The sequence below is a fragment of the Microbacterium luteolum genome (assembly GCF_039533965.1).
Taxonomy (GTDB): Bacteria; Actinomycetota; Actinomycetes; order Actinomycetales; family Microbacteriaceae; genus Microbacterium; species Microbacterium luteolum.
This window is the reverse complement of sequence record NZ_BAAAUN010000002.1, coordinates 113,145-125,385: the sequence shown is the minus strand read 5'-3', so window position 1 is coordinate 125,385 and position 12,241 is coordinate 113,145. Positions and strand designations below refer to the sequence as shown.

Genomic DNA, 12,241 nt, shown 5'->3' with positions numbered 1-12,241 from the left:
AACATATTTTCGAATGTCGGTGGTTCCTGGTGTACTGAAGCCATGGAAGCGATGGTCGATGCGACGGATTCCCAGATGGCGGCGCTCGCCGATCTGGTCGCGTCGTTGGCCGCCGCTGAGGCGACGTTGAGCAGCATGCAAGCCGCGCGCGACGGGTTGCTGGCTCTCGCCGGGCGGCTCGCCGTCGACATCGCGCAGCAGGCGCACCACCCCGATGGCGCGGACATGACGATCCGTTCCGTCGCCGCCGAGATCGGTGCCGTGCAGCGCGTGAGCGACCGGACCGTCGAGCGGCGGATGTCCGACGCGTCGTGGCTGGTCGACCGCTTCCCGTCGGTCTGGCACGCACAGGGTGAAGGGCGGATCAGCGCGGCGCACTCGCGGGTCATCGTCGACGCCGGGGCGCATCTCGACGACGAGGCGGATCGCGTGGACTACGCCGCGGAGGTCATCGAGGCCGCGGCCGTCGAGTCGCCGAATCGTCTGCGACGTATCGCCCGACGGATCGCGGAGAAGTACCAGAAGCGCACCGTGACGGAGCGGCATCGCGAGGCCCGCGAGAAGCGGCGGGTGTGGATCAAGGATGGCGACGACGGCATGGCCGAACTCGGCATGCACGGCTCCGCAGCCGTGGTGCACGGCATGTTCGACCGGCTCTCGCAGATGGCGCACGCCCTCAAGGAGGAGAACGTCAAAGCGGCGAAGGGGACGGACAGCGTCCGAGACGAACGCACGATCGATCAGTTGCGTGCCGATCTGCTCGCCGACCTCGTCCTCACCGGCGCCCCAACCGCGCACGACACCGAAGACGGGCTGCTCGAAGCGATTCACGCCAGGGTCGAGGTCACCGTACCCGCATCGTCTCTGATGAACGGCGAGACGACCTCCTCGGCGGGCCGGTGCTCCCCTCCGGCCGAGCTGGACGGCACGATGCCGCTCGATTCGTGGACCGTCCGCTTCTTCGCCGCGACCGCAGGGGGTTGGGATCGCGTCTTCACGCATCCGACCAGCGGCGCGATGCTTTCCGTCGACCGCTATCGTCCCAGCGAACAACTCCGACGACATCTCCGGGCGCGAGACCAACGATGTCGTTTTCCGACCTGCGGTCTGGCGGCACGAAAATGCGACGTCGATCACAACGTCGCCGCAGCCGCAGGAGGGGCCACCTCCCACGAGAACCTCGCGGCGTTCTGCCGACGGCATCACATGCTGAAGCACCATTCGCCATGGCACGTCCGACAGGGACCGGGCGGAGTTCTCGAATGGACCAGCCCGACAGGCCGCATCCACGTCGACGAGCCTCCCGCGCAGAACACCGTCACTTTTGCAGAAGCCGGAACGGTTGCAGCTCCGTTCTGACGTTGAAGATCTAGCGGGTCGAACTACCCGACTGCCGAGGCCCGCACACGAACGAGCCGCCCGGACCGATCCTCGCGAGGAGGCTCGGCCGGACGGCTCGTGTGATGTCCTCGAAGAGGACGGGTGTCTTACTGGTACGACTTCACGATCTCGAGGAGGCTCGGGACGTTGGCGTATGCCTCGGCCGCGTTCTCCTTCGTGACGATGACCGGGTCGAGCAGGTACGCCGGGACGACCTTGGCGCCGTTGTCGTAGGACTCGGTGTCGTTGACGTCGACCTCCTCGCCCTTCTGCAGCTGCTGGACCATCTTGATGGCCTGCTCGACGAGGAGCGTGGTGTCCTTGTTGATCGTGGAGTACTGGATGCCCTCCATGATCGACTTCACCGACTCGACCTCGGAGTCCTGACCCGTGACGACCGGGACGGGCTTTCCGGCCTGCTGCACCGAGGTGATGATGGCGCGGGCAAGCGTGTCGTTCGGCGAGAGGACGCCGTCGATGACGGTGTCGCCGCTGTACGACGAGGTCAGCAGGGTGTCCATACGGTTCTGCGCGTTCTCCGGAAGCCAACCCTCGGTCGCCGTCTGGGCGATCTCGGTCTGACCCGAGACGACCTTGAGCGTGCCGTCGTCGATCTTCGGCTGCAGGACCTCCATGGCGCCGTCGAAGAAGACCGCGGAGTTCGCGTCGTCCGGCGAGCCGGAGAACAGCTCGATGTTGTACGGAGCCTCGTGGCCCGCACGCTCGGCCAGACCGTCGAGCAGGGCCTGACCCTGCAGGTTGCCGACCTTGAAGTTGTCGAAGGCGGCGTAGTAGTCGACGGCCTCGGTGTTCTCGATCAGTCGGTCGTAGGCGATCACCGTGGCGCCAGCGTCCTTGGCAGCCTGCACCTGGGTGGCCAGCTGCTTGCCGTCCTTGGCACCGATGATGATGACCTTGGCGCCGTTGGTGACCATCGCCTGGATCTGGTTCTGCTGCTCGGCGACGGTGTTGCTGGCCGGCGCGTACTGCACGTCGGCCTTGAAGCCGGCCTCAGCCAGGCCGTCCTCGAACAGCTTGCCGGCGAGGACCCAGTTCTCCGAGGTCTTGTCCGGGAGTGCGACACCGATCGTGGCGTCTGCTGCGAAGCCCGCTGCCGCCTCGTCGCCGCCATCGGCTCCGGTGTCTCCGCCGCGCTCCGCAGAGCATCCGGTGAGGGCGAAAGCGCCCACGGCGACGATCGCTGTCGCCGTCAGAAGCATCTTCTTCATGTGATCTCTTTCTCTGGTGTGTGAAGGTCGTCTCACGCGTGCGAACGCGATCCGACCCCTACTGTCCGCTCGTCTTGTCGACGGGTGGGGCTTGATAGGTCTTGTTGGGCTCGAAGGTCTGCAGAGCCGGGTCCTCCTTGCGGCCGAAGCGGCGCGTCATGAACCCGATGAGCGACGGGCGCCCCTGCTGCTTGTTCCAGACGTCGATACCGACCGCGATCAGGAGCACGAGGCCCTTGATCATCGAGACGACATCCGAACCCTGACCGAGCAGCGCGAGGCCGTTGTTGAGGAAGGCCATCACGAGACCACCGATGATCGACCCGATCACGGTGCCGATACCGCCGGCGACAGCCGCGCCACCGATGAAGACCGAGGCGATGGCGTCGAGCTCCCAGCCGGTGCCGTCGTTCGGGCCGGAGGCCTGCGAGCGGGCGACGAAGATCATGCCGGCGAGAGCCGCGAGCACCGACATGTTCATCATCACGAAGAAGTCGACCCAGCGGTCCTTCACGCCCGAGAGGCGCGCTGCCTGCCGGTTGCCGCCGACCGCGTAGATGTGACGGCCGAACACGGTGTTGCTCGTGATGAAGGTGTAGACGATGACGAGGGCCAGCAGGATCAGGCCCGGCACCGGGAAACTCGTCCCGGGGCGACCGGTGGCGAACATCCACGCGGCGGCCAGCACGACGACGGAGAGCAGCACGACCTTGGTCACGCTCACCCACAGGGGCGCTCGGTCGGAGCCCATCTTCTTCTGGACGCGACGGGTGCGGATCTCCCAGAAGATGAGCCACGCGACGGCCACGAGGGCGAGCAGCATGGTCGGGATGTTGAACGGCAGCGGGAGTCCGATCTCGGGCAGGTACCCCGTGCCGATGACCTGGAAGCCCTTCGGGACCGGGATCGTCTGTGCGTCGCCGATCCACTGCTGCGCACCGCGGAAGAAGAGCATGCCGGCCAGCGTCACGATGAAGGCGGGAACACCGACGTAGGCGACCCAGAATCCCTGCCACGCGCCGACTGCGGCTCCCACGCCGAGACCGAGCAGGATCGCGAGCGGCCAAGGGAGGTTCCACTCCGACATCGACTTCGCGACGATGATGCCGGTGAACGCTGCCACGGAGCCGACCGACAGGTCGATGTGCCCCATGATGATGACCATCACCATCCCGATCGCGAGGATCAGGATGAACGAGTACTGGTTGATGACGTTGATCAGGTTGCCCGAGGTGAGCGTCGCGCCGTTCGGGCCGTTGCGCAGCAGGGTGAGGACCTCGAAGAGCAGGATGATGACGATCAGGCTGCCGAGGATGCCGAACTGACGCAGCGTCGACGTTCCGCCGCCTCCGAACATCTTCGTGATGTCCTTGAAGTGGAATCCGCTCTTCGCGGGGGTGGATTCGGTGGTCATGCGGATGCTTTCTGGTTCGCGGAGGTCATGCTGCGCATGAGGGCCTCGGGTGTCGCCTGATCGGCCGGGATGCAGTCGGTGACCCGACCTTCGAAGACGGTGTAGATGCGGTCGGAGATGCCCAGGAGCTCCGGCAGCTCGCTGGAGATGACGATGACGCCCTTGCCCTGCGCCGCGAGCTGATTGATGATCGCGTAGATTTCGTACTTCGCCCCGACGTCGATGCCGCGGGTGGGTTCGTCGAGGATCAGCAGGTCGGGATCGGTGAACATCCACTTCGCCAGCACGACCTTCTGCTGGTTTCCGCCGGAGAGCTTTCCGACCCCCTCCTCGACCGAAGGCGTCTTGATCCGCAGCGCCTTGCGGTAGTCGTCGGCGATCGAGAACTCCTGGCGCGCGTCGACGACGCCGTTGCGGGAGATCTTCGAGAGCTTGGCAGCGACGACCGAGCGCTTGATCGTGTCGAGGAGGTTGAGCCCCAGCGACTTGCGATCCTCGCTCACGTAGGCGAGACCGTGCTTGATCGCGGTGGCGACGTCGGGCAGGTCCACCTCCTGCCCGTCCTTGATCATGGTTCCGGAGAGGAACGTGCCGTAGGAGCGGCCGAAGATGCTCATGGCGAACTCGGTGCGCCCTGCGCCCATCAGTCCGGCGATGCCGACGACCTCACCGCGACGGACGTTGAGGTTCGAGCCCTTGACGACCATGCGCTCGGCGACGGTCGGATGCCGCACCCACCAGTCCTTCACCTCGAAGAACACCTCGCCGATGTCGGGCGTGCGGTCGGGGTAGCGACTCTCCAGCGACCGGCCGACCATCCCGCGGATGATGCGGTCCTCGTTGATCTCGCCGCGGGAGATGTCGAGCGTCTCGACCGTGCGGCCGTCGCGAATGATCGTGATCTCGTCGGCGATCTGCTCGATCTCGTTGAGCTTGTGGCTGATCATGATCGACGCGATGCCCTTGGCCTTCAGGCCGAGGATCAGATCGAGCAGGTGCTGCGAGTCGGACTCGTTGAGCGCCGCGGTGGGCTCGTCGAGGATGAGGAGCTTGACGTCCTTGTTCAGGGCCTTCGCGATCTCGATGAGCTGCTGCTTGCCGACGCCGAGCGTCTTGATCTGCACATCGGGGTCTTCACGCAGTCCGACGCGGGCGAGCAGTTCGACGGCCCGCTGCTTCTGCGCCTGCCAGTCGATGCGGCCGAACCGCTTGATCTCGTTGCCGAGGAAGATGTTCTCGGTGATCGAGAGCTCCGGGATCAGCGCGAGCTCCTGGTGGATGATCGCGATGCCGGCCTGCTCGCTCGCGACGATGTCCTTGAAGCGCTGCTCCTCGCCGTAGAGCAGGATCTCGCCCTCGTATGTGCCGTAGGGGTAGACCCCCGACAGCACCTTCATGAGGGTGGACTTCCCGGCGCCGTTCTCGCCGCAGATCGCGTGGATCTCGGCGGCGCGAACGGTGATGGATACGTCGGCGAGTGCCTTGACCCCCGGGAACTCCTTCGTGATGCTGCGCATCTCGAGGATGGGGCCTGACACTGTCGGCAACGTTGCTGTGGTGCTCACGTATCTTTTCCTTGCAGACGTGCGGTCACCTTCGATGTGACCGTTCACATTGGATTACATCGTCCCCGCACGAGGGACCGCTGTCAAGTCCGCGCGCAGATTTCGTGTCGCTACCGTGATGCAGCCGACTCGCGGGCCCGCAGCAGCGTCTTCAGCGGGCCGAACTCCGGCACCTGCTCGCCGCGGATCTGCGCCAGAAGGATCCGGACGGCCCTGCGCCCGAGCTCGGGGAAGTCCTGATGCACCGTGCTCAGCGTGGGCGCGACGTGCGCCGCGACCGGGATGTCGTCGAAGCCGATCACGCTGACATCGTGCGGAACGCGGACCCCGGCGTCGCGGAATCCGTGCATGAGACCGATCGCCATCAGGTCGTTGGCGGCGAACACCGCCGTGAAGTCGCGGCGACGTGACAGCTCCTGCCCCGCGAAGTAGCCGAAGTCCGCCGTCCAGTCGCCCCGGATCGGCGGGAACGTGGGCAGATCGGCCTCCCGCAGCCCGTCGAGGTATCCGCGCATGCGCGACTCCGCCTCGATCCAGTCCTGCGGGCCAGCCAGGTGCAGGATGTCGCTGTGGCCGAGGGCGATCAGGTGCTCCGTCGCAGCGCGCGCACCCGCCACCTGATCGGCGGAGAGGCTCACGCCGTCGGAGCCGGATGCCGTCTGCAGATTGACGAAGGGGATGTCCGACGACATCCCGCGCAGGACGTGGAAGACACGCACCTGCGGGGCCAGGACGACGATCCCGTCGACCTGCTCACGCGCCAGCTGGCGCACCGCGGTGCCGATCGCCTCGGGCGTCGTGTCCGCGAGGTTCAGCGTCGAGACGGAGTAGCCCTCCTCGCGCGCGGCATCCTCGATGCTCGCGATCGACGAGGTCGGACCGAACTCCCCGATGGTCGCGGAGAGGACTCCCAGCATGTTCGACTTGCTGGTCACGAGCGCGCGCGCGGCGAGATTGGGGCGGTAGTCGAGCACGGAGATCGCGTCGAGGACCTTGGCCTTCGTCTCCGGGCGGATGCTCGGGTGATCGTTCAGCACCCGGGAGACGGTCTGGTGCGAGACGCCCGCCAGACGCGCGACGTCGCGGATGCTCGGCATCCGGGCACGCTCGGAGGCGGTGGACATCGCAGGCCTCCTTGCATGTGCACGGTCACATCGTCACCTCATTATGTCTGTCGAACCGGCGGAGTGCATCTCCGCCGGTCGCGAGGGACCGCCAGAGATCGTCGAAGCCCGTCCTGCGTTGTCGGATCGCACCGGAATCGCGGGCGGGTTTCGTGTGCGCGCACCGGATGGATCCGCTCCGGCGTGGAACGGTGATCGTGTGGACACTCTGTTGCGCGGCGGACGCGTCATCGACCCTGGCACCGACACCGATCGGATCGCCGACCTGCTGATCTCGGACGGGCGGGTGGCGGCGGTCGGCACCGACCTCGTCGCACCGGCGGATGCCGCCGTGATCGACGTCGAGGGACTGATCGTCGGGCCGGGCTTCGTCGATCTGCACAGCCACGTGCACTCGATCGCGGGTCAGCGCCTGCAGGCGATGGACGGCGTCACGACAGCCCTCGATCTGGAAGCCGGTCTCATGCCGATCGACGAGGCGATCGCTCGGGCCGAAGCCGAGGGGCGCCCTCTCAACTACGGCTTCTCGGCATCCTGGGTGCAGGCCCGCGCCTTCGCGCACCTCGACCGGCTTCCCGAGCCGGACATCCACGCCTCGATGGAGCTCCTCGGCGACAAGGAGTGGCAGCGCACGTCGAGCCCGACCGAGCGCCGCCGATGGCTGGCCCTGCTCGAGGACGAGCTGACGCGCGGCGCACTCGGCATCGGCGTGCTCATGGGGTACGCCCCGCGGACCGACCCCGACGAGTATCTGGATGTCGCCCGCCTCGCCGCCGCCGTCGGTGCCCCGACCTTCACCCACGTCCGCGAGCTGATCGAAGCGGACCCCGAGACTCCGATCGACGGCACGCAGGAGCTCCTTCGCGCCGCCGCCGAGACCGGCGCCGCCATGCATCACTGCCATGTGAACAGCACCTCGCTGCGCCACATCGACCGCGTGCTGGGACAGTTCGAGTCGACCAGATCCGCGGGGTCCCGGGTCACCGTCGAGGCGTATCCGTACGGCGCGGGGAGCACAGCGATCGGTGCCTTCTTCCTGGCTCCGGAGAAGCTCCCCGGTCTCGGGATCACTCCTTCTGCGCTCGTGCTCGTCGAGACCGGCGAGCGCATCGCCGACGAGCGGCGACTCCGCGAGGTCCGCGCGACCGACCCGGCGGCCCCCTGCATCGTCACCTTCCTCGACGAGGACGACCCCGTCGACCGCGCCCACCTGCATCGGTCGCTCGCCTTCCCCGATTCGATCGTGGCCAGCGACGCGATGCCGGTGTTCTGGCCCGCGCGTGACGGCGCGCCCGCCGCGCACGAGCAGCGGGAATGGCCGTTGCCTCCCGGCGGCCAGACGCATCCGCGCACGGCCGGCACGTTCACGAAGTCTCTCCGGCTGATGGTGCGCGAGTCCGGCGCGTGGACCTGGCTCGAAGCCTTCCGCCGCTGCGCCCACCTCCCCGCTCGCGTGCTCGACGAGACGTCGCCCGCGATGCGTCGCAAGGGGCATCTGGGCGCCGGCGCCGATGCCGACGTCGTCGTGATCGACCCCGTCACGGTCACCGACCGCGCCACCTATCTCGACCCGACGCGTCCGTCCCAGGGCGTCCGGCACCTCCTGGTGCACGGGAACGCCGTGATCCGCGACGGACATATGCTGACCGCGGCATATCCCGGACGGGCAGTGAGAGGAGAAGCATGATGAACGGCGACCTGCAGGCCCTGCTCGACGAGAGCGCCCGCGAACTCGGCGTTCCCGGCGCCGTGATCGGAATCATCGACGGCGATCAGGAGCATGTGCTGACGACCGGCGTCGCCGCCGCCGACACCGGCGCCCCGGTGACGGAGGACACGCTCTTCCAGATCGGATCGACCTCGAAGACGTTCACCGGGACGGTCGCGATGCACCTGATCGAGAACGGGCTGCTCGAGCTCGACACCCGGGTGATCGACGTGCTCCCGGACCTGCGTCTCGCGGACGAGACCGCGGTGCAGAGCCTGCGCATCCGGCACCTCCTCACGCACTCCGGCGGCTTCCTCGGCGATGCGGACGAGCTGCCGGGGTGGGGCGACGACGCGCTCGCGCGGAACATCGCGACCTACGGATCCCTCCCCCAGTTCTTCGCCCCCGGCACCATCGCCTCGTACAGCAACGCCGGGATGCGTCTGCTCGGGCGCGTCATCGAGGTCGTGACCGGCGAGACCTTCGAGCAGGCGGTGCAGCGCATCGTGCTCGACCCGCTGGGCATGACCGAGACCTTCTTCTTCCCGTGGGACGTGATCACCCGCCCGCACGCCGTCGGGCATGTGCCCGGTGCGGACGGGACGATCGTCCCCTTCCCCCTCTGGGGGATCACCCGCGACATGAACGCCGAAGGCGGGATCGTCTCCTCCGTGGGCGACCAGCTCCGCTACGCGCGCTTCCACCTGCGCGGCGAGACCGGGGGCAGCGCTCTCGTCGGCGAGGCCACGCGCCTGCGCATGCAGCAGCCGCAGCTGAGCGCCGGACCGCCCGTCGAAGCCATCGGCTACCCCTGGCTGCTCACGCATCGCGGCGAAGCCCGAGTCGTCATGCACGGCGGCAACATCGCCGACATCCAGATCAGCGAGTTCCTGTTCGCGCCGGACCACGACCTCGCCATCACGGTGCTCACCAACAGCGGCGGCGGAAAGGCCCTGGGCTCGCGGATCGTCGACTGGTGCTTCGAGCACCTGCGGGGCGTCTCGACGACATCAGCCGGGATGGAGCTGCGGTCGCCCGACATGCTCGACGAGCTGACCGGCACCTACGACGCCGGTCAGTGGCACTACGACGTGACCAGAGTCGGCGACGCGCTCGAGTTCGCGATGGTGTTCTCGCCGCACATCATCGCGCTCGGCATCCCTCCCCGTCCGCCGATGCGGCTTCGGGTGCGCGCCGACGGCGCACTCATCACCGACGACGATCAGGCCGTCGGCCGCACGCTCGACCCCTCGGAAGGCGGCCCGGAACTGCTGCACCTGGGTCTGCGCGCGGTCCGTCGGCGCTGACCTGCGGACCTTCGTCCGAACGCACCAAGGTCTGCGCAAGTCTCGTCGCCGGGCACCAACGAGGCGACGGAGCACGCGAATAGTCTCGGCCCCATCGCCGTCGCCTCCACGACGACGGCCCAATCGACCAAGAGGAGCGCACGTGTCCGACCTGAATGAAATCGGCAGCTGGGTTCGAGAGAATCTTCCCGCGATGCTCGCCGACGCGCACATCCCCGCGGCATCCGTCGCGATCCTGGCAGATGGCGAGATCTTCACCACCGCCGCAGGCATCTTGAACCGCAACACCGGCGTCGAGGCCGACGAGGACTCGCTCTTCCAGATCGGGTCGATCACCAAGACCTGGACCGCGACGCTCATCATGCAGCTCGTCGACGAGGGACTGCTCGACATCGACGCCCCCGTCCGCGACAGCGTTCCCGCGTTCGCGATCGGCGACGACGCCGCGGCGACCGCGATCACCGCTCGGCAGCTGCTGAGCCACGTGAGCGGCTTCGAGGGCGACCTGTTCAACGACACCGGGGTCGGCGACGACGCGGTAGAGAAGTACCTCGCCACGATCGCCGACGCACCGCAGCTCTTCGCCCCCGGCGAGCGCTTCTCGTACAACAACGCCGCATTCGTCGTACTCGGTCGCATCATCGAGGTGCTGCGCGGCACGTCGTACGACCAGGCGCTGCGAACGCACCTCGCCGCTCCGCTGGGACTCACCCACGTGGCCACGACGGCCGCCGAGGCGATCATGTTCCGCGCCGCGCTCGGGCACATACCAGCCGAGGGCAGCGATGAGCCGGTTCCTGCACCCGTGTGGAGCCTCGTGCGCTCGAACGCCCCCGCCGGTTCGATGCTCGCGATGACGGCGCGCGACCTCGTGAGCTACGCCCGCATGCACCTGGACGGCGGCGTCGCCGCTGACGGGACCCGCGTGCTCTCCGAGAAGAGCGTCCTGGCGATGCAGGAGCGACAGGTCGACCTTCCCGAGCTCGGTGTCATGGGCGACGCGTGGGGCCTCGGCTGGGAGATCTTCGACTGGAACGGCGGGCCCGTGATCGGCCACGACGGAGGCACGATCGGCCAGAACGCCTTCCTGCGGATGGTCCCCTCCGCGGGAGTCGCGGTGGCGGTCCTCACGAACGGCGGGCGGACCGTCGACGCTTACCACGCGATCACCTCGAAGGTCCTCGCCGCCCTCGCCGGCGTCACCATGCCCGCGCTCCCCTCGATCCCGGAGACTCCGGTCGCGGTCGACGTCGAACGGATCCTCGGAACCTACTCGTCATCGGTCTCGGATTCGACCGTGCGGGTCGACGACGACGGCCGCATCTGGCTCGAGCGCACCATGAAGGGCATCTTCGCCGAGCTCGGCCCGGCCCCCGAGCCCGTCGAGCTCGTCGGCTGGACCGCCGACACCCTCCTCCCCCGCGAGAAGCAGCACGGCATGCACATGCCGCACGCGTTCGTCGGCGATGACGGCAGCGGCCGCGCTCTGTACCTGCACACAGGACGCGCTGACCGCCGGGTCGGCGCATGACCGCCGTGACGGTCGTCGAGACGGATACCGACTCGGAGATCGCGGAGATCTTCGCGGATGCGGGTGCAGCGGGCTTCCTGCATGCACGCGAGATTGGCGTCGAGGGCGGTCAGGAGGTGAACGTCGGCGCCGACGAGCCCGTCGTACTCGCGTCGGTCTTCAAGATCCTCGTGCTCACGGCCTACGTCCGAGCGGTCGCCGCCGGCGAACTCGATCCGAAGGAGCGCACGACCGTGACGGCGCGCTACCGCATCGGCGGAGTGGGCACAGCCGGATTCTCGGACGACGTCGAAGCCAGCTGGCGCGATCTCGCACAGAACATGATGACCATGAGCGACAACGCTGCCACCGACGTCGTGTATCACCGTCTCGGTGCGGCAGCGGTCGACCGGGTCATCGCCGATCTGGGGCTGCGGCACACACGCCTCGTGGGATGCTGCGAAGACCTGTTCGCCTCGGTGATCGCCGATCTGGACGGCGATGCCGACAGCGACCTGGATGTGCTGTTCGAGGGCGCGACCGCGGAGCAGATCCTCGCGCTGGACGCGGTGCACCCCCTGCGCACCTCGCACTCCACTCCGCGCGACCTCACGACGCTGCTCAACGCACTCTGGACCGACACCGCGGCGTCGGCCGAAGCCTGCCGTCAGGCCCGCGACATCATGGCGCAGCAGATCTGGCCGCACCGGCTGAGTTCGGGCTTCCCGTCCGATGTGCGCATCGCGGCGAAGACCGGAACGCTGCCCACCTGGCGCAACGAAGCCGGAGTCGTGACCTATCCCGACGGCCGCCAGTACGCGGTGGCCGTGTTCACGCGCGCCGCGTCGCTCGCCGAGCGGCAGCCACGCGTGGATGCGTCGATCGGCCTCGCAGGCTTCGCGGCCATCGAGCACCTGCGCGCACTCTGACCCACACCGACCCCCACCTTGCACCATCCACCTGCACCATCCACCTGCACCATCCCGAACACTGCTGGAGGCTTC

Annotated in this window: 9 protein-coding genes; 5 read left to right on the top strand and 4 right to left on the bottom strand. The window is 67.7% G+C overall.

Features of this window, described 5'->3' with window-relative positions; genetic code table 11:
- Window positions 1-42: 42 nt before the first annotated feature.
- Complete coding sequence (locus tag ABD648_RS19415; protein WP_282216571.1) at window positions 43-1,359, top strand: HNH endonuclease signature motif containing protein; 1,317 nt, start codon at window positions 43-45, stop codon at window positions 1,357-1,359.
- Between the two features lie 128 nt (window positions 1,360-1,487).
- Here the strand turns inward: ABD648_RS19415 and ABD648_RS19410 are convergent, their stop codons facing one another.
- From ABD648_RS19410 to ABD648_RS19395, 4 genes are all read right to left on the bottom strand, one after another.
- Window positions 1,488-2,609, bottom strand: a complete 1,122-nt coding sequence (locus ABD648_RS19410; RefSeq protein WP_282216570.1) for a substrate-binding domain-containing protein — start codon at window positions 2,607-2,609, stop codon at window positions 1,488-1,490.
- Between the two features lie 58 nt (window positions 2,610-2,667).
- Complete coding sequence (gene mmsB, locus ABD648_RS19405) at window positions 2,668-4,023, bottom strand: multiple monosaccharide ABC transporter permease (RefSeq protein WP_282216569.1); 1,356 nt, start codon at window positions 4,021-4,023, stop codon at window positions 2,668-2,670.
- On the bottom strand, window positions 4,020-5,540 hold the full coding sequence (gene mmsA, locus ABD648_RS19400; protein ID WP_282217455.1) for a multiple monosaccharide ABC transporter ATP-binding protein: 1,521 nt from the start codon (window positions 5,538-5,540) through the stop codon (window positions 4,020-4,022). The genes mmsB and mmsA overlap by 4 nt, the downstream gene beginning before the upstream one ends.
- Window positions 5,541-5,698: 158 nt before the next feature.
- Window positions 5,699-6,712 carry a LacI family DNA-binding transcriptional regulator gene (locus ABD648_RS19395; protein ID WP_282216568.1) on the bottom strand — a complete coding sequence of 338 codons (1,014 nt, stop codon included), beginning with the start codon at window positions 6,710-6,712 and terminating at the stop codon, window positions 5,699-5,701.
- A 199-nt stretch (window positions 6,713-6,911) separates the two neighbouring features.
- Between ABD648_RS19395 and ABD648_RS19390 the strand changes: the two genes are divergently transcribed.
- The 4 genes from ABD648_RS19390 to ABD648_RS19375 all read left to right on the top strand — a co-directional run bounded on the left by ABD648_RS19390 (window position 6,912) and on the right by ABD648_RS19375 (window position 12,166).
- Window positions 6,912-8,399 (top strand): amidohydrolase family protein, encoded by a 1,488-nt coding sequence (locus ABD648_RS19390; protein ID WP_282216567.1) that lies wholly within the window; start codon window positions 6,912-6,914, stop codon window positions 8,397-8,399.
- Window positions 8,396-9,727, top strand: coding sequence for a serine hydrolase domain-containing protein (locus ABD648_RS19385; RefSeq protein ID WP_282216566.1), 1,332 nt, complete (start codon window positions 8,396-8,398; stop codon window positions 9,725-9,727). The genes ABD648_RS19390 and ABD648_RS19385 overlap by 4 nt, the downstream gene beginning before the upstream one ends.
- A 142-nt stretch (window positions 9,728-9,869) precedes the next feature.
- Window positions 9,870-11,258 (top strand): serine hydrolase domain-containing protein, encoded by a 1,389-nt coding sequence (locus ABD648_RS19380; RefSeq protein WP_282216565.1) that lies wholly within the window; start codon window positions 9,870-9,872, stop codon window positions 11,256-11,258.
- Window positions 11,255-12,166: a serine hydrolase gene (locus ABD648_RS19375; RefSeq protein ID WP_282216564.1), complete on the top strand. Its 912-nt coding sequence runs from the start codon at window positions 11,255-11,257 to the stop codon at window positions 12,164-12,166. The genes ABD648_RS19380 and ABD648_RS19375 overlap by 4 nt, the downstream gene beginning before the upstream one ends.
- Window positions 12,167-12,241: the final 75 nt, after the last annotated feature.

Coding starts and splice junctions, on each gene's coding strand:
- ABD648_RS19415 (WP_282216571.1), top strand. CDS start 43: ATGGAAGCGATGGTCGATGCGACGGATTCCCAGATGGCGGCGCTCGCC.
- ABD648_RS19410 (WP_282216570.1), bottom strand. CDS start 2,609: ATGAAGAAGATGCTTCTGACGGCGACAGCGATCGTCGCCGTGGGCGCT.
- mmsB (WP_282216569.1), bottom strand. CDS start 4,023: ATGACCACCGAATCCACCCCCGCGAAGAGCGGATTCCACTTCAAGGAC.
- mmsA (WP_282217455.1), bottom strand. CDS start 5,540: ATGCGCAGCATCACGAAGGAGTTCCCGGGGGTCAAGGCACTCGCCGAC.
- ABD648_RS19395 (WP_282216568.1), bottom strand. CDS start 6,712: ATGTCCACCGCCTCCGAGCGTGCCCGGATGCCGAGCATCCGCGACGTC.
- ABD648_RS19385 (WP_282216566.1), top strand. CDS start 8,396: ATGATGAACGGCGACCTGCAGGCCCTGCTCGACGAGAGCGCCCGCGAA.
- ABD648_RS19375 (WP_282216564.1), top strand. CDS start 11,255: ATGACCGCCGTGACGGTCGTCGAGACGGATACCGACTCGGAGATCGCG.